Source organism: Cyanobacteria bacterium FACHB-DQ100, from assembly GCA_014695195.1.
Taxonomy (GTDB): domain Bacteria; phylum Cyanobacteriota; class Cyanobacteriia; order Leptolyngbyales; family Leptolyngbyaceae; genus Leptolyngbya.
On record JACJNW010000041.1, the window covers coordinates 61,246 to 79,929 of the forward strand.

The window sequence follows — 18,684 nt, forward strand, 5'->3', positions numbered from 1 at the left end:
TCCGATTCCTTTTCAGATTTAGCCACTGACCTTCATGCTGAAGGTTGACCGACACTATGAACGATCCTAAACTTCAAACGCCCGATCGATACAAAACCGAGCTTGCGATTCAGATTGATTCTGATTTGTTGGAGCAAATCCAACATCTGACGAACGATCCGAGCAAGGTGGTTGAAGTGGCATTGCGGCAATGGCTGAGAAGCGAACTTTACCGCGATGAGGATAATGCCCGCACCTTGCCGAGAAACCCGCCTCTTCCTCCGAGGGGCGAGTGGAACGATTAGGTGCTGTAATCTAGGCACGGTTGCTTGATGTCTGCTTTTTTCCCCGGTCAAATGGTCACTTCCGTGAATCTTTCTAGCTCTTTGTCTGACTCGATTGACTCGTCTGTATCTTCTGATTCGATTGCGATCGCTGATATCGCAGAGCTGATGATGACGCAAGATGCAGCAGGAGTGCTGCTGGCGTTTCACTGGCGTGAAGTGAGTGAGGCTGAGGCAAAACAGTGGATTGGTAAGCCGATGGGCGCAAGATTTGCGCCGGTTTCTTGTGCACCGTATTTGGAGCGATTAAAGCGGGTACTGACTTCTCAAAAGCCGGAGCAATTTCGCTGCTTGTTTGAGTGGGGCGATCAGACGATTCTGTTTGATCTGGTGATGAGTCCAGTGATTCTACCTAATGGGACAGCGGCGCTAGTCATCGTCACCGGAGAGCAGGTGAATGACCTGGATGAAGCGCAGTCGCCCTTACAGGCGGTAGAAGTCTCGCGAGAAACAAATCTCGATCGCTACCAGCAGCTTTTAACTCAGATTGTGTGGAATGCCCGTCAGAATTTGGAGCTTCCAACCATTTGGCAGGCGACAGTAGACGGGTTAGGAGCAGCGCTTGATGTCAGCCGCTGCATTATTTGTCCGTATGATCCGAAGCGATCGGCGATTGAAGCTGTAGCGGAATTTCGCCAAGATTGTCTGAGTTCGCTGAAAGGTACGGTGTTTCAGCTTCAAGACGATCCGCTGCTTCAGAAAGCTTTGGCGACTTTAAAGCCGATTCGAGCCGTGCGGCAGGTTCCCGAAGAGGTGAATCCTGCTCCAGAAGCCGATGTTCCGCAAACGCGACTGTTGGTGGCAACGCACTATCAGGAGCAGCCGAACGGGGTGATTATTCTTGATCAGTGCGATCGCGATCGCGTTTGGACGCAGGCGGAATTGGAGTTTGTTCAGGAATTGGCGGATCAGGTGGGTACTTCGATCGCTCATGCGGCTTTGCTGATCGAGCTTCAACGAGCGAACGATAGTTTGATGCAGAAGCACCGCGAATTAGAGGAAGCGCGACACCAAGCTGAAGAAGCATCTCGGCGCAAAAGTGAGTTTTTGGCGAATACGTCGCATGAATTGAGAACGCCGCTGAACGGGATGATCGGCTTTTTGAAGCTCATTCTCGACGGGATGGCAGAAGATCCCCAAGAGCAGCGGGAATTTATTGAAGAAGCGCATCGATCGGCAATTCACCTGTTTAATGTCATCAACGACGTTTTAGATATCGCCAAAATCGAAGCTGGAAAAATGCAGATTGAATGCAGTCCGGTGAGCTTGCAAGAGTTGCTAGATCAAGTGGAGAACATGACTCGCACTCAAATTCGCCAAAAGAATCTCAGCTTTGAGGTGCAGAAACCTCAAACTCATGATGAAATTGTATTGTTTGGGAATTATCAGCGATTACTTCAGGTACTGCTCAATTTAATGGGTAATGCAATTAAGTTCACCAACGAAGGTGGCATTACCGTGAGTGCAGAAGTGATCAAAAAGCGGATTGTTGTTCAGGACGAAGAACTACCTGGACTGGTGAAGATTCGAGTTGCGGATACTGGCATTGGTGTATCGCTGGATAAGCAAGATAAGCTTTTTCAGTCATTTAGTCAGGTGGACGGCTCGTTGACGCGGCAGTATGGGGGCACTGGGCTAGGGCTAGCAATTTCCCAAAAGCTGGTCGAGGCTATGGGAGGCGTCGTAAATTTCTACAGCATGGGTGAGGGTCTGGGATCAACTGTTACTTTTACCATTCCGCTCTATCAAGAGCCTGTGATGATTGCAGCGAATTGAATTGACGATCGCTGACATGAAATTTTTGCCCTGCTCGATTCACGCATTGAAAAGATGCAGTAACAGCCTGTACAAATGATTTAAAGAAACGTAGAAATTTACATCACCCAAGCTGCTTTGTTAGCCGATAATCATCGTGGAGGGAATGGAGGTCGTTCACTCTGCCAGGTTTTTCCGCTATCGAAACTGGTAAATACAGCTTTAGGAAGATAATCTTTCCTTGCCCATCCTTCTGATACTTCAGCCCTTAAAGCGTTTTCTTGAAGAAAAAAGTTCACACAGACATCAGTTTCTGGCTTAAACAATTTTCTAGCAAAATCCCTAGTTTCCGTAAAACTGTTACCTCCATCAGAACTGTAAAGAGTGCCTGCAATCAAAACCTGTTGCCCTATTTGCTGAAATGATTGTTCACAGCTAGATCCACAACCTCCGATGCCGTCGCCCTCAACTACCAAGGTCGGAAATTTGAAAATTGGAGAGATCTTGAGTATTCGAGCATGGCACGCCCAGTGGTAATCTATGAAGCCAACTCTATATTCACGAGTCACCAGTCTCAAATGAAGACCTTGCAGGGTTCTGAAGTTGCAATGATTGCTGAAAGAGCCGTTGGTTGAGCAGAGGAAAATAATGCAGCCCACAAGAGCAAGAAGAATAGACCAGCTAAATCTTTTTACATGCTCAAGCATTTGAAAGCCTAGTACAGGATGCTGTTTTAATAATACTTTTGAACTCCAGAATTAGATGATTTTTCCTGTAAAAATCCCCCACCCGAAGGCGAGGGATTTTCTTATTTACCTACCACATTCAGTTCGATCAACCGAACTTACCTGCGGTCGCTGCAATCACGAAGGCTGCATACGTCAGTACGTAACCTGCGGTGAAGTGAACCAGACCGACTAACCGACCTTGAACGATCGACAGAGCAACTGGCTTATCCTTGAATCGAATCAAGTTTGCCAACGGAGTGCGCTCATGGGCCCACACCAAGGTCTCGATCAATTCTTGCCAGTAACCACGCCACGAGATCAAGAACATGAATCCGGTCGCCCAAACCAGGTGTCCTAAGAGGAACATCCAAGCCCAAACTGCCAGGTTATTCATGCCATACGGGTTGTAACCGTTGATTAGTGGAGCCGAATACTGCCACAGGTAGTCACGCAGCCAACCCATCAGATAGGTCGAACTTTCGTTGAACTGAGCCACGTTACCAGACCAGATTGCGAGATGCTTCCAGTGCCAGTAGAACGTTACCCAACCGATCGTATTCAACATCCAGAACATCGCCAGATAGAAGGAGTCCCATGCAGAGATATCGCAGGTACCGCCACGACCCGGACCATCGCAAGGGAATGCGTAGCCAAAGTCTTTCTTATCGGGCATCAGCTTCGATCCACGAGCATCCAACGCGCCCTTAACCAAGATCAAGGTGGTGGTGTGCAGACCGAGCGCGATCGCGTGGTGAACTAAGAAGTCACCAGGTCCAATGGTCAAGAACAGCGAGTTCACGCCGCTATTGATTCCATCCAACCAACCGGGCAGGTAAGCTGCACCAGTGTTAGACGCAATGCTATCCGCGTTCGACAGTAGGGTGTTGAAACCATACAGTGCCTTACCGTGGGAGGCTTGGATGAACTGAGCGAACACAGGCTCGATCAGGATCTGCTTCTCAGGAGTTCCGAAAGCAACTACCACATCGTTGTGGACATAAAGACCCAAGGTGTGGAAGCCAAGGAACAACGATACCCAGCTTAGGTGCGAGATAATCGCTTCCTTGTGACCCAGAATCCGTGCAAGCACGTTGTTCTTGTTTTGGTCTGGATCGTAGTCACGAACCCAGAAGATTGCGCCGTGTGCGAAAGCTCCAACCATCAGGAAGCCTGCAATGTACTGGTGATGGGTGTACAGCGCAGCTTGTGTGGTGAAGTCCTTCGACATGAAGGCATAGGGCGGCATCGAGTACATATGCTGTGCCACCACGGAAGTCACCGTACCCAAAGCACCCAGGGCAAGACCCAATTGGAAGTGCAGCGAGTTATTTACGGTGTCATACAGACCTCTGTGACCTTCGCCCAATCCACCAGCAGGGGGGATGTGCGCGTTCAAGATGTCTCTGATGCTGTGACCGATACCAAAGTTGGTGCGGTACATATGACCAGCCACGATGAAGATCACCGCGATCGCGAGGTGGTGATGAGCCATGTCGGTCAGCCACAGCGATTCGGTTTGCGGATGGAATCCACCGAGGAAAGTCAAGATTGCAGAACCCGAACCTTGAGCCGTTCCGAAAATGTGGTTCGCAGTATCAGGGTTTTCTGCGTACACGCTCCAGTTGCCTGTGAAGAACGGTGCAAGACCTGCAGGGTGCGGCATCGTGGACAAGAAGTTGTTCCAGCCCACGTGCTGACCGCGAGATTCGGGAATTGCAACGTGAATCAAGTGACCTGCCCAAGCCAAGGAGCTAACTCCAAACAGACCCGCCAAGTGGTGGTTCAGACGCGATTCAGCGTTTTTGAACCAAGCCAAGCTTGGACGGAACTTCGGCTGGAGATGCAGCCAACCTGCGAACAGGAGAACTGCGGACAGAATCAGCAAGAAGATCGAACCTTGGTATAAATCACCGTTGGTTCTCATACCGATCGTGTACCACCAGTGGTACAGACCAGAGTAGGAAATATCAACCGGATAGTTCGCGCCGCCTTGCGTAAACGCTTCGACTGCGGGTTTACCGAATTGAGGATCCCAAATCGCGTGAGCGATCGGGCGGACATTTAGAGGATCTTTGATCCACTGAGGGAAGTTGCCTTGCCAAGCAACGTGAAAGAGACTACCAGATGCCCAGAGGAAGATGATCGCCAGATGTCCGAAGTGAGTTGCAAAAAGCTTTTGGTAAAGCTTTTCTTCTGTCATTCCGTCGTGGCTTTCAAAGTCGTGAGCAGTAGCGATTCCGTACCAAATCCGACGAGTTGTAGGATCTTGGGCAAGGTCTTGACTAAATTTTGGGAACTTAGTTGCCATAGCTGTTTGTTAATCCTCGCTCATCGTCATCCGATGGAAATTGACCGAGCTAGGAAGAATGCCCATGTGGTGACAATTCCGCCTAAGAGGTAGTGAGCAACGCCCACAGCCCGTCCTTGAATAATACTCAATGCACGCGGTTGGATAGAGGGTGCAACTTTGAGTTTGTTGTGCGCCCAAACGATCGACTCGATCAGTTCTTGCCAGTAGCCACGTCCGCTAAACAGGAACATCAAGCTGAATGCCCAAACAAAGTGAGCGCCCAGGAAGAGAAGTCCGTAAGCCGACAGTGCTGAACCGTAGGATCCAATCACTTGCGCCGCTTGTGCCCACAAGAAGTCGCGCAACCAACCGTTGATTGTGATTGCACTTTGAGCGAAATTACCGCCCGTTACGTGATCAACTGTTCCATCCGGCGCAACTGTACCCCAGACATCGGATTGCATTTTCCACGAGAAGTGGAAGATTGCGATCGACAGGGAGTTGTACATCCAGAACAGACCGAGGAACACGTGATCCCAACCAGACACTTGGCAGGTGCCGCCACGACCCGGGCCATCGCACGGGAAGCGGAAACCAAGGTTGGCTTTATCAGGAATCAAGCGTGAGCTACGTGCAAACAGTACGCCCTTCAAGAGGATCAATACCGTGACGTGAATCGTGAAGGCGTGGATATGGTGAACCATGAAGTCCGCCGTACCCAGTGCGATCGGCATCATGGCAACTTTGCCACCGACCGCGATTGTTCCACCACCAAACGCATAGCTAGCAGGAGCCAAAGCGTTGGGAGCGGTTCCACCCGGAGCCAGCGTGTGGAGGTTTTGAATCCACTGCGCAAACACAGGTTGGAGTTGAATTGCGGTATCCGAGAACATATCTTGCGGACGACCCAAAGCGCGCATCGTGTCGTTGTGAACGTAAAGACCGAAGCTATGGAAGCCGAGGAAGATACAAACCCAGTTCAAGTGGGAAATGATGGCATCCCGGTGACGCAGAACGCGATCGAGGTTGTTGTTTTGGTTCACAACCGGATCGTAGTCGCGCACCATGAAGATTGCCGCGTGAGCCGCACCACCGACGATGAAGAATCCACCGATCCACATATGGTGCGTGAAGATCGACAACTGAGTTGCGTAGTCAGTTGCGAGGTAGGGGTAAGGCGGCATCGCATACATATGCTGTGCAACGATGATGCTCAAGGAGCCAACCATTGCCAGGTTGATTGCCAGTTGCGCGTGCCAGGAGGTCGTCAGGTTTTCATAAAGACCTTTGTGACCTTCTCCAGTAAACGGACCTTTGTGTGCCTCAAGGATTTCCTTGATGCTGTGACCGATACCCCAGTTCGTGCGGTACTGGTGTCCAGCAATCAGGAACAACACAGCGATCGCCAAGTGGTGATGTGCGCTATCCGTCAGCCAGAGTCCGCCTGTAACCGGATTCAGTCCACCTTTGAAGGTGAGGAAGTCTGCGTACTCGCCCCAGTTGAGGGTAAAGAAAGGAATTAGACCTTTAGCAAAGCTGGGGTAGATGTCTGCCATCAATTGGGTGTTCAGGATGAACTCATGAGGCAGAGGGATCTTGTCCGCAGGAACTCCGCGATCGAGGAGTTCGTTAATCGGCAACGCCACGTGGATCTGGTGACCCGCCCAAGCGAGTGAACCGAGTCCGAACAGACCCGACAAGTGGTGGTTCAGCATCGACTCCACATTCTGGAACCATTCCAGTTTGGGTGCGCGCTTGTGGTAGTGGAACCAACCTGCAAACAACATCAAACCAGCCATGACCAAACCGCCGATCGCGGTGACATAAAGCTGGAAGGTGTTTGTAAAGCCAGCCGCTCTCCACAGTTGGAAGAATCCAGAGGTGATCTGAATTCCGTGGAAGCCGCCGCCGACATCCGCGTTAAGAATTTCTTGACCGAAGATGTTCCACACAACCTGAGCACTGGGTTTAACTCCAGTGGGGTTGGCGAGCCATGCTTCGTAGTTTGAAAACTTAGCGCCGTGGAAGTACATTCCACTCAACCAAATGAACACAACGGCTAAGTGACCGAAGTGTGCGCTAAAAATTTTGCGAGAAACGTCTTCTAAGTCGCTTGTATGGCTATCGAAATCGTGAGCGTTAGCGTGGAGGTTCCAAATCCAGGTGGTGGTTTTGGGCCCTTTAGCTAGGGTGCGATCGAAGTGTCCCGGCTGACCCCATCTCTCAAAAGAAGTGGGAACGGGATCTTTATCAACGACCACCCGTGCCTTCGCCTCGCGCTCCGGTGGGCTAATTGTCATTGAGACTCTCCTCTCTCTAGACAAGGAACGAGTTATCCCTATCCGGCAACTGGTCTCAAACCCTTCTGTTAAGCTCTGGCTGCGGAATGACTGAGGTTGATAAGACCTAGTTGCGTTGTCGCGGTTAATGCAGGCTTCGAGCTTGGCTTGAGGTTCCAGGATTCCCGTGAATTCGGGATGTGTGCCTTCGTGGGTTCTCAATGGGTCATTATAGGGCTTTCATGAAAACGTTTCCGAACGTAATTAACAATAATTCAAAGTTCTGGATTTCTTGACGGTGCTTGGGTCTCAGGCTCCGAGCAGAAATAAAAAGTCAAGAGTTTGTCGCTTAACTTTACATTGCTAAAGGATTGGAATTCGTAATCAAATTAATCGAGCACAATTGATATTTCCTGCTCTTTCTATTAATAAAACGTTGTAGAAGTTCGAGGTGGTGGACGATCGAGCCGTTGATCTCCGCGTTTTTACTCAAACTACTCAACACGGTACCCCAGCTTGAGGTAGAGCAATCACACGTACCTGTGGCAGCTTGGTGCTCTTCGTTGCGGGAAGCGTGCTGTATCCAAGTAATTAAAGAGATACTTCGATCGTCGCCTCTGTGCCTAAATTTTCCGCTATAGTGCCGTAGGAACAGCGATCGAGTTGTACGGCAATGTCCTGAAACCTCTAAGCTGTTGGCTGTTCGATTAGGAGAGATACCTGGTGTTTGGGATCATGCGCTGGCGCGGGACGGCTAGAACTCTTTCAGTCTCATTAGTATTAGCAATGCTGCTCAATTTGGGTGGAGTTGCGCCGAGTTTGGCGGCTCCGAAAGGTTCGGCAAAATTGGCAGGGAGGATTTCAGAAGCATCGCCGCCAGAAGTCATTCAGCAATTAAAGCCCTTGCTGGACAAGTATCAGCCACAGGTGTCGATCGCTTCTCCACGCCCAAACGAGGTGGTAGACGACAATACTGTTTCTGTCAAATTTAATGTTAAAGATCTGCCCTTATACAAGGACGCAGAGCTGGGTTTAGGACCGCATCTTCATGTGTTTCTAGACGATCAACCGTATCAAGCGGTTTATGATGTGAGTCAGCCGCTTGTTCTTAAAGATTTAGCAGCAGGAACTCACACAATTCGTGCGTTTGCAGGTCGTCCTTGGCATGAAAGCTTTAAGAATGATGGGGCATATGCTCAGACGACGTTTCATGTCTTTACAAAAACGCCAAGCAATAGTCCCGATCCAAAACTGCCGCTACTTACTTACAGCCGCCCACAGGCAACCTACGGGGCAGAACCTGTTCTATTAGATTTCTATTTGACGAATGCGCCGTTACACATTGTCGCGCAGGAGGATAGTAAAGATGAGGTTGCGGATTGGCGCGTGAAAGTGACGGTGAATGGCGATAGTTTTACGCTTGATCGCTGGCAACCGATCTACTTAAAAGGCTTCAAACCGGGCAAAAACTGGGTGCAGCTTGAATACGTAGACGACAAGGGCAATCCGGTTCAAAACGTTTACAACAACGCCGCACGAATATTTAATTACGAGCTGAACGGACAAGATACGCTGTCGAGATTAGTTCGAGGTGAAATTCCGTTTGATCAGGCGGTGTCGATCGTTGATCCCAATTACAAGCCGACTGCCGAACCCTCAGCGCCCGAACCGACTCCAGTTCCGGTTGCACCAGCCGTCGAAAAAGCTCCAACCGAGCCAGAGGTAAGAGAAACCCCGCAACCAATCGAAGAAGCTCCAAAACCTGCTGAAACTCCAAAACCGCAAGGGGGATTCTTTAATCGCTTTAAGCGATCAGAACCGAAACCGAGCGTTGCCCCTAGCCCAGAGCCATCGCCTGAACCGGAAAAAGCGATCGCGCCTGAGCCAGAAAAAGTAATTGAGCTTCCTGCAAGTCCTGCACCTGAACCAGAAGCGCCTGAGATCGGCGCGCCTGTGGCTCCGGCAGAAAAACCTCAAGGTGGCTTCTTTAATCGCTTTAAGCGTCCGGCTGCACCTGTTATTGCGCCAAGCCCTGAACCTGAAGTAACAACGGAGCCAGAAAAGATTGAGCAACCTGAAGTATCTACACCTGAAACACCAGTCATAGAGCCAGAAGCGGAGAAAACACCAGAGTCAATTCAGCCTGCTCCAGAAGCAAAGGAAGCGCCAAAGGGTGGATTCTTCGATCGTTTCAAGCGTTCAGAATCAAAGCCTACAGTCGTTCTTCCGTCTCCAACTCCAGTTCCTGATGATCTGACTGCGCCGGAAGCTGCTGAACCTGTGGAAGCTGAAACTGTGGAAACGGAGCCTGCTGAACCAGAACAGATTGAAATCAAGCCTGCTCCAGTCGCTCCAGTGGTGAAGGAAGCACCGAAGGGCGGATTCTTTGACCGATTTAAGCGGTCAGAGTCGAAACCTGAGATTGTCTTACCTTCTCCTACCCCGATTCCCGATGATCTATCTGCCCCAGAGATGGCAGCACCGATAGAGACAAAACCTACTGAAGCAGAGGGAAGACCCGAACCGCTCGGAACTCCGGTGCAAGAGGCAAAGCCGCCTGCCGTTCAAGAGCCTGTTAAATCCGCTCCTGAAGCAACCTCCTCTGAGTTTGAGCCACAAACCGAACTCGAACGACGATTGGGAATGCCACTTAAACCCCGTATTTCTCAGCCTCCTGTTAATCCACAGCCTGCGCTATCCCCGGAGAGCGCTGAGTAACAGAGTTTCATGGTTCGCGCACCAGAGTTTCCAAAAGATTTAGCGTGGCTCAATGTTCATCGTCCCCTGTCTCTCAAAGAGTTTCGGGGACGCATTGTTTTGCTGGATTTCTGGACATACGGCTGTATCAATTGCGTTCACAGCTTGCCGGATTTGGGATATTTGGAGCAGAAATATAAAGATCGCTTAACTGTTCTCAGCATTCATTCAGCAAAATTTGAGAATGAGGGCGCGATCGAGAACATTCGGCAAGCAATTCTTCGATACGAAATTACGCATCCTGTTTTAGTCGATCAAGACTTTAAAGTTTGGCAATCTTACGCAATTCGAGCTTATCCAACTTTTATTTTGATCAATCCGAAAGGATATATTGTGAAATTGATCGCAGGTGAAGGAAGGCGCGATCTCTTAGATCAAATAATTCAGGAATTAATCGAAAACAATGCGATCGAACCTCAGTCGATCTCGTTTGCGCTTGAGGAATTTCCGATCTCTCCGCTTGCGTTTCCCGGTAAAGTCTTGGTTAAGGATTGCTTATTTATCTCAGATACCGGACATCATCGAATTGTAATGAGTTCGATCGAAGGCGAGGTTCTTCACATTATCGGAAGTGGAAATTCAGGATTACTTGATGGTGAATTCGATCAAGCTCAATTTTCAGCACCGCAAGGAATGACATTCGATCGCACAAATCAATTACTTTATATTGCTGACACAGGAAATCATGCGATCCGCTGTGTTGACTTGAAGGCTAAAACAGTTAGCACGATCGCAGGAACCGGAAATCAAAGCAGAGTGATTTATCCCCACGGTGGGAAGGCTTTAGAAGTTGATTTAAATTCACCTTGGGATTTAGAAAAAATTGGCGATCGTCTATTTATCGCCATGGCAGGCGCACATCAAATCTGGGAAATGCAAGCCGATAAGATCGAAACGTTTGCGGGAACTGGAGCCGAAGCAAGTTTCGATGGTGCCATTCAAGAAGCCGCATTTGCTCAACCCAGTGGGATTACAACAAACGGAAAAGAACTGTTTATTGCGGATAGCGAAACCAGTTCAATTCGATCGATTAATCTAGAAACAAATCAAGTAAAAACAATCTGTGGGGGTGGCGATTTGTATAATTTCGGCGATGTTGATGGAATTGGAGAAGCCGCACGATTGCAGCATTGTTTGGGCGTTGAATTCAGTGAAAATCTTTGGATTGCGGATACTTACAATCACAAAATTAAGCGGATTGACGCGAATGGATTTTGCCAAACGATCGCAGCAGATTCGCTCAATGAGCCTTCTGGAATTAGCGCAACAGCAACACATTTATTTATTGCTGATACAAACAATCACGTAATTCGGAAATTGAATTTAACAACATTAGAAATGGCAACAATCAAATTTCCTAATCTTTGCGCTCCAAACGTCTGCCTACCCAACTAAAAAAGGGCATTCCGAAGAACGCCCCTCACACATTGAAGAAAGAACTTAAAGAAACAACTTTATTGCGCGTTTTGGCGATACCAGTCGATCGTATTTCTCAACCCTTGCTCAAAACTGACTTCAGCAGTAAAGCCAAACCGCTCTTTTGCTCGCTCAGTATCCAAGCAGCGACGCGGCTGACCATTCGGCTGATCAGTTTCCCAGACAATCTCGCCCTTGAACTCCATCAGGTCGCAAAGTAAAGTAATCAAGTCACGGATTGAGATCTCCTCACCTGTGCCCAAGTTCACCGGATCGGGATCGCTGTACTTTTGAGTTGCGATCCCGATTCCCCGCGCTGCATCATCCACATAGAGAAACTCACGGGTCGGACTGCCATCTCCCCAAACGGGAAGCTGGCTTAAACCTTGCTGCTGAGCCTCATGCACCTTCCGCACTAATGCCGGAATTACATGAGAACTACGCGGATCAAAGTTATCTCCAGGTCCGTAAAGATTTACAGGCAGTAGATAAATGCCGTCAAATCCATACTGCTGGCGATAAGACTGAAGCTGTACTAACAGCGCTTTCTTCGCAATGCCATACGGTGCATTCGTTTCTTCCGGATATCCGTTCCAGATGTCGTCTTCCTTGAACGGAACAGGTGTGAATTTAGGGTAAGCGCAAATCGTCCCCGCACAGACGAACTTCTGTACGCCTGCTTCATAAGCAGCGTGGATTAATTGCGTTCCCATCATCAAGTTGTCGTAGAACAACTCAGCAGGTTTTTCACGATTGAGTCCGATGCCCCCAACATGTGCCGCTAAGTGAATCACAACATCTTGCTGATCCACCGCTCGTTGGCAATTTTCCATCTTGCGGAGATCGAGATCTTGCGATCGCGGCACGGTAATTTTTTGTGGACTTGCCCCTGCTTCACACAGTTGACGTACCACCTGACGACCTAAAAATCCTGCTCCACCTGTCACCAGAATGCGCTTATTTTCGAGACTTAAAGTTGTTGAGGTCATGGCTGAATTCTATGTAAGTTTTCCTAGAAGGACACCCCAATCAAGCTTTGACGAATGGTTGCGTAATCCTCGACCTTAGAGTGCCCATTCTCAGCGGAGCTAATTCCCAAGGCTTGTAGGTCAGCATCGACCATCAGGTGCACTAGCTCCTCAAACGTCACCGAAGGCTCCCATCCCAATTTCTCCTTAGCTTTTGCGGGATCGCCAATGAGCAGATCCACCTCAGCGGGACGGAGATAGCGCTCATCGAATTCCACATAGTCTTGCCAATCGAGATTTACCCGTCCAAAGGCAATATCGAGAAACTCGTGTACCGAATGCGTTTCACCAGTTGCAACGACATAATCGTCGGGCTGATCCTGCTGCAACATCAGCCACATTGCGCGGACGTAATCCTTGGCATAGCCCCAGTCGCGCTTAGCATCGAGATTACCCATGTAAAGCTTCTTCTGCTGTCCGGCAACGATGCGAGCAATGGCACGGGTGATCTTGCGGGTGACAAAGGTTTCGCCGCGACGGGGAGATTCGTGATTAAACAGAATTCCGTTGCACGCGAACATATTGTAGGATTCGCGATAATTTACAGTTTGCCAGTGTGCGAACACCTTCGCGCAGGCGTAGGGACTGCGGGGATAGAAGGGAGTTTCTTCGGTTTGGGGCACCGCTTGAACCTTTCCATACATTTCAGAAGAACCCGCTTGATAATAGCGAATCTCGTTTCCGGTGCGTTGCTGATAGTCACGAGCAGCTTCGAGAATTCGCAGTGCCCCCATACCAACGGCATCGGCCGTGTATTCTGGCGCGTCGAAGCTGACGCGGACATGGGACTGAGCGCCTAAGTTGTAGATTTCTGCGGGCTGAACTTCTTCGAGAATCCGACGCAGCGTCGTCCCATCTGTAAGATCGCCGTAATGTAGAAATAACCGCGCACCTTCGACATGCGGGTCTTCATAAATGTGGTCAATGCGATCGGTATTGAAGGTCGAGGTTCGGCGAATGATGCCATGAACCTCATACCCTTGTTCTAGTAACAGTTCTCCTAAGTAAGAGCCGTCTTGACCCGTGATCCCCGTTAACAGTGCGCGTTTACGTTGCGTCATTCTTTGCTTTCCTCACCTGCAATTTACAACAGACGGTTGGACACTTTTTAGTGCTGAGTTGTTTCATTAAAGCCGGAGTTTGGTCATCCGAAACAAGCTGTACCTAGTTAACCCTAAGCTCAGCGCAAATAACACCCAACATTACCGCGAAAGAGCCGTCTGTGTATTAGAAAGCCGTGGATTTACAGAAAATTTGCTGGGTTTGTTCCGCAAAATTCTTCTCCTACAGCAGTCTTGAGCGTTTTATCACGCATGAAATCCATGTCTTGACCAATCGGGCAAGAAACGCGAAACAAATGTGACAACACTGCTAACCCTTACGACGACTATCGTGAGCATCCGGATCACTCACTGAATCTAAATATCTGTGTGAATTTAATAAGCTCCGTTGTTTCTAGGGAAGATGACGACACCGATCGTTTTGACGATAATCCACAAATCTAGCCAGAAATTGCGGAAGCTGGCGTAGTACACATCAATTCGGATGCGCTGAGGATAGGGAATATCATTGCGCCCTGAAACTTGCCATAAGCCTGTGATTCCAGGACGGATTGTGAGCACCGTTTCGATATGGATTCCGTATTTAGGGAGTTCTTCAACGACAAGCGGACGTGGGCCAACGACGCTCATATCGCCAACTAAAACATTCCAAAATTGGGGAAACTCATCTAAGCTAGTAATTCGCAAAAAGCGACCGATCCAGGTAATGCGGGGATCGTACTTTAGCTTGAAGTTCGTTTCAAACTCTTGGCGCATTTGAGGCGAGGTACTGATTAGATCGCTCAGCATCTCGTCGGCGTTTCGTACCATCGTTCTAAATTTGATACAGCCAAATCGTTTGAAGTTTTTTCCCACTCGTTCTTGAACGTAGAAAACTGGGCCTGGAGAACTCAGGGCGATCAGTAACGCCAAAATCAAATACACAGGAGAAAAAAGAACGAGAACGGAGAGCGAAAACGCGATATCGAAAAGGCGTTTGACAAGATCGCTATCAAGCACGTCCCAGCTTTTGAAAATCAAAGGTTTGCGACGCTTGAAGATCGACCGAATCCGCTTGCCGGAAATCAATTGGCTATCGGCAGTCATCTTACTCCTTACTATTCCACACCACACACAGTCCTGATCATAAAGCCATCGACTCGTTTAACGTCAGTTTTGCTCCCTGTTCAGGAGGATTTTAGCGAATCGAGTCGGATTTGCAGTCGGGTTTGAAAGTCTTGATAAGCTCGATCGATAAAATTAAGATACCGTTCTTGAAACACTTCCGGGTGAAATTTGAGCGCGTGGAATCGAGCAATTTCGGGCTGAAAGAAAGATCGATATTGCTCGAAAGCGTGAACCGCTTCGACGATCGCGGCTTCTGTTTGCGCGGGAAATAGAATTCCAGTGCCCTGCGAGCCGGATGTCCGTAAGTCTCTCACAGTTTCGGATGTTCCGCCTGCGCCGTAGGCGATAACTGGGGTTCCACAGGCTTGTGCTTCGACCGGAGCGATACCGAAATCTTCATAGGCGGCATAGATAAATGCCTTTGCTTGCTGCATATACTGCTCGACAACGTGATCCGGTTGCCATCCTAAAACCTGAATGTTTGGCTTAGCAATTTTTTGAATTTGCTTCAGTTCCGCGCCGCTGCCGATCACAACTAAGGGGAGATTCAGCTGATTGAATGCTTGAACAATTAACGATATTTTCTTATAGCCAACAAGCCGTGAAACGGTCAGGTAGAAGTCTTGTTTTTGGGATGCAAATGAGAAGCGATCGACATTCACAGGCGGATAAATTACTTCTGCTGATCGCCGATAACAGCGCCAAATTCTACGAGCGGTGTGCTGAGAATTGGCAATAAAATAATCAACGCGATTCGATGAAATGACATCCCATTGTCTTAATTGATGCAGCAAATATCGAGTCAGAATTCCAGAAATTCCGCGGCCTGCGCGACTATCACGGAGGTAATCGAACGTCATATCCCATACATATCGCATCGGTGCATGACAATAGCAAATGTGGAGTTGTTGAGGTGAAGTAAGAACACCTTTAGCAACTGCGTGATAGGAAGAGAGAATGATGTCGTAATTCCGCAGGTCGAGTTGTTCGATCGCGATCGGCAAAAATGGCAAATATTTTTGTACTCCACTTCGCGCAAAAGGGAAATTTTGTAAAAACGTTGTGCCAATTTTCCGCTGATATAAGTAGCTTTTCGGGTTCACTGATTCAAAATCAATTAGCGCATACAAATCGGCATCAATATGCTTCAAAATCTCTTGAACCACGAGTTCTGATCCACCCGTTGCTTCTGGGGTGAGCCACTCATGTACCAGCGCATACTTTAATTTCACAGCAGAGCTTCTCTGATATCACGCACAAATTTTACCGTTTCAGGAGCGCTGATTTCTCAGATTGACTGAACCGAATCGGGCATACAGTTTTACGGCTATGAAGACAACAAGAAACAAGCAGAATTGAACTAAAACGATGCTTGGCCCTGACGGAAAATTCAGTGCGCCAGAAACAACCATACCCGCGATGCTGCTCAATGCACCGATCGCTACCGACCATCCTAAATATGGCTTAAATTGATGACTTAATAATTTGGCGGTTGCGGCCGGAATGACCAAAAACGCATTCACTAAAAGAATACCGATCGCTTTAATTGCCACTGCTACCGTTAACGATAAAAGCACCACAAATAAGTAACGGTGAAACTGAATTGAGACTCCTTGAACCTTAGCAACCGCTTGATTGAGGGTGAGAAGAATTTGTTGGCGCAATGTTGCAAGCAGAATAGAGACGCTGATGATTAATAGCAAACCGGTCAGCGAAATATCTGTCCAAGTGACCGCAAGAATATCACCGAACAGAAGATTCATTAAATTTCCACGATACCCTTGAATAAACGTTGTCAGAATTACACCGATCGCTAATGCGCCCGACAGCACAATATTAAGAACGCTGTCGCTCCAAAGATCAGTTTGATCAATCAAATAAAGTACCGCTACCCCAAAGATTAGCGTGAACGGAAGCAGCGTCCAAGTTGGATCGACTTGAATCAGAACCCCGATCGCAGTCCCTACTAGCGCCGCATGTCCAACTGCATGAGAAAAAAACGACAACTGACGCAGCGCTACAAAACTGCCTAAAAACCCACACAGCAATCCCATTAAAATTCCAGCAATGATCGCTCGCTGCATGAATGGATACTGCAATAAACTGACTAAGTTAGTGGTGATGTCGGTAGCGGCTAAAACCAGATCCATAAGTTTGAAGCAAATTGTCACGGGACAGTGCAATCTCTGGTTTACCTGTGCAAATCAGCGATCGATTAAGACATAAAACATAATCACAATGTCGATTTACCATATCGAGGTCGTGCGAAACCTGCAAGACCGTCCAATTCTCCTCGCGCTGGAGTTCATTTAATAAGCTGAAAAATTCTGCTTCACCTTGCACATCTACTTCTGCAAAGGCTTCGTCCAAAACCAATAACTTACGCGGTGTGACAAGACAATACGCCAGGAGAACGCGCTTCAGTTCACCACCGCTCAAGGTTCCGATCGCTTGATCGCGTAAATGTAGCGCATTCACTCGTCGTAATGCTTGAGCGATCGCTGCTTTTTGAGTTCGACCGCTCTGACCAAGTGCGACAAGTTCATTCACTGAGATCGGGAAGCTGCGATCGAAAATAAAATTCTGCGGCATATAACCGATTTGCGATTGTAAGCTTCCAAGACGGCGAATCGGACGACCGAAAAGCTCGACTGTGCCTGCCGCCTTGGGAATGAGATCCAGAACGGCTTGAACGAGGGTACTTTTTCCAGAGCCATTTGGACCGACGATCGCCGCAGAACTACCCGCCGGAATCTCAAACGAGACATTTTCTAGAGCGGTGTATCGTCCCCGCAGCACCGTTAATCCTTCAACTTTGAGAATGGAATTCATCACTTGAACGCGGCTTCTAAGGTTTGTAAATTTGATCGCATAGCGGTGAAGTAATGCTGAGGGTTCGTGTCTCCAGCTTCGAGGGAATCAAGGGGGCGCAATTTGAGGTTGAGATCTTTTGAAAGCCCGTCGAGGAGTTTGTTATCGACTCCGGGTTCGCTGAATAGAGCTTTGGCTTGAAATTGTTTTACGGCATCGATCGTTTCTTTGACATCTGCCGGAGACAGTTGATCTTCGGGAATTTTCACCACGGCAACTTGCCTTAAGTCGTAGCGCTTTGCCAGGTAGGGAAAGGCATCGTGAAAAGTAATGAAGGTGCGATCGCGAAACTTGCCTAAGCGTTGCTCAAACTCAGCGTTTAAAGCTGCCAACTGTTGTAGATAAGCGGTGGCGTTTGCTTCGTATTTGGCTTTGTTTTCTGGATCAGCAGCAATTAGTCCATCACGAATATTTTCAACTTGCTGTTTTGCTAGAACTGGATCAAGCCAAACGTGAGGATTGCCAGCAGCGTGAGCGTGACTGTGTTCTTTTCCGGTTTCAACAACTTGAGAGAGCTGGTCGATCGATTGAATGCCTTGACTGGCATCGACGATTTTCAGCTTTGAATTTTGTGCGCTTTTAATCGTACTTTCTAAAAATTCTTCGACTCCCAAGCCGTTTTTAACCACAACATCGGCTTGGGCTAAAGCTTGGACATCCGCAGGGGTGGATTGATACTCGTGGATTTCGGTTCCCGGCTTGATCAGGATATCTACTTGAGCCGCATCTCCCACGACCGCTTTCGTAAATAGGTAAACAGGCAGAAACGTTGCGATGACGCGCAGTTTTTCCTCTGTGTTTGCGGCGGGAGAGGGCTGTACGATTCCATTCGTTTGTGATGACGGGGACTGAGTACAGCTACCCAGTAGTGCAGTTCCAGACAGGAGCAGCAAGGCAGCGAGGAGTTTAACTGATCGGGAGCAACTTGAGTTCCTGCTCATGGGGAAAACAAACCGAGTGAAAGGACTGTTTTCATCCTACATTGAGAATGAGTCTCATTTTACGTGTTTACGATCGTCTTAAACAGGAGCAGCAAGTAGCATTATTAACCCTGTAAATCGGGTTAATT

The 18,684-nt window shown here is 48.5% G+C and carries 14 protein-coding genes; 4 read left to right on the plus strand and 10 right to left on the minus strand.

The annotated features are described in order from the left end of the window. Positions 1-56: 56 nt before the first annotated feature. Together H6F51_24040 and H6F51_24045 are read left to right on the plus strand one after the other, a co-directional pair. A complete protein-coding gene (locus H6F51_24040) occupies positions 57-284 on the plus strand; it encodes a type II toxin-antitoxin system CcdA family antitoxin (GenBank protein MBD1825542.1) in 228 nt (75 codons plus the stop codon). Between the two features lie 51 nt (positions 285-335). After that, a complete protein-coding gene (locus tag H6F51_24045; GenBank protein MBD1825543.1) occupies positions 336-2,099 on the plus strand; it encodes a GAF domain-containing protein in 1,764 nt (587 codons plus the stop codon). Positions 2,100-2,230: 131 nt separating this feature from the next. Here H6F51_24045 and H6F51_24050 read toward each other — a convergent pair whose 3' ends face one another. The 3 genes from H6F51_24050 to psaA form a co-directional block, all read right to left on the minus strand. Continuing rightward, a complete protein-coding gene (locus H6F51_24050) occupies positions 2,231-2,785 on the minus strand; it encodes a hypothetical protein (protein ID MBD1825544.1) in 555 nt (184 codons plus the stop codon). A gap of 127 nt (positions 2,786-2,912) precedes the next feature. After that, entirely contained in the window at positions 2,913-5,114 is a 2,202-nt protein-coding gene (gene psaB / locus H6F51_24055) for a photosystem I core protein PsaB (protein ID MBD1825545.1), read from the minus strand. 26 nt (positions 5,115-5,140) lie between these two features. Further along, positions 5,141-7,396, minus strand: a complete 2,256-nt coding sequence (psaA, locus tag H6F51_24060) for a photosystem I core protein PsaA (GenBank protein MBD1825546.1) — start codon at positions 7,394-7,396, stop codon at positions 5,141-5,143. Positions 7,397-8,098: 702 nt separating this feature from the next. Between psaA and H6F51_24065 the strand changes: the two genes are divergently transcribed. Further along, positions 8,099-10,093 (plus strand): hypothetical protein, encoded by a 1,995-nt coding sequence (locus H6F51_24065; GenBank protein ID MBD1825547.1) that lies wholly within the window; start codon positions 8,099-8,101, stop codon positions 10,091-10,093. A 9-nt stretch (positions 10,094-10,102) separates the two neighbouring features. Further along, complete coding sequence (locus tag H6F51_24070) at positions 10,103-11,527, plus strand: redoxin domain-containing protein (protein MBD1825548.1); 1,425 nt, start codon at positions 10,103-10,105, stop codon at positions 11,525-11,527. 59 nt (positions 11,528-11,586) lie between these two features. Here the strand turns inward: H6F51_24070 and H6F51_24075 are convergent, their stop codons facing one another. The 7 genes from H6F51_24075 to H6F51_24105 all read right to left on the minus strand — a co-directional run bounded on the left by H6F51_24075 (position 11,587) and on the right by H6F51_24105 (position 18,556). Then, positions 11,587-12,537, minus strand: coding sequence for a GDP-L-fucose synthase (locus tag H6F51_24075; GenBank protein ID MBD1825549.1), 951 nt, complete (start codon positions 12,535-12,537; stop codon positions 11,587-11,589). 23 nt (positions 12,538-12,560) lie between these two features. Continuing rightward, positions 12,561-13,637, minus strand: a complete 1,077-nt coding sequence (gene gmd / locus H6F51_24080) for a GDP-mannose 4,6-dehydratase (protein MBD1825550.1) — start codon at positions 13,635-13,637, stop codon at positions 12,561-12,563. A 375-nt stretch (positions 13,638-14,012) separates the two neighbouring features. Next, entirely contained in the window at positions 14,013-14,723 is a 711-nt protein-coding gene (locus tag H6F51_24085; GenBank protein MBD1825551.1) for a sugar transferase, read from the minus strand. A gap of 80 nt (positions 14,724-14,803) precedes the next feature. Further along, a complete protein-coding gene (locus H6F51_24090; protein MBD1825552.1) occupies positions 14,804-15,976 on the minus strand; it encodes a glycosyltransferase in 1,173 nt (390 codons plus the stop codon). 39 nt (positions 15,977-16,015) lie between these two features. Further along, positions 16,016-16,894 carry a metal ABC transporter permease gene (locus H6F51_24095; GenBank protein MBD1825553.1) on the minus strand — a complete coding sequence of 293 codons (879 nt, stop codon included), beginning with the start codon at positions 16,892-16,894 and terminating at the stop codon, positions 16,016-16,018. Beyond that, positions 16,857-17,576 carry a metal ABC transporter ATP-binding protein gene (locus tag H6F51_24100; protein ID MBD1825554.1) on the minus strand — a complete coding sequence of 240 codons (720 nt, stop codon included), beginning with the start codon at positions 17,574-17,576 and terminating at the stop codon, positions 16,857-16,859. The genes H6F51_24095 and H6F51_24100 overlap by 38 nt, the downstream gene beginning before the upstream one ends. Continuing rightward, on the minus strand, positions 17,576-18,556 hold the full coding sequence (locus H6F51_24105; GenBank protein ID MBD1825555.1) for a zinc ABC transporter substrate-binding protein: 981 nt from the start codon (positions 18,554-18,556) through the stop codon (positions 17,576-17,578). Before H6F51_24105 ends, H6F51_24100 begins: the two co-directional genes overlap by 1 nt. Between the last annotated feature and the right edge of the window lie 128 nt (positions 18,557-18,684).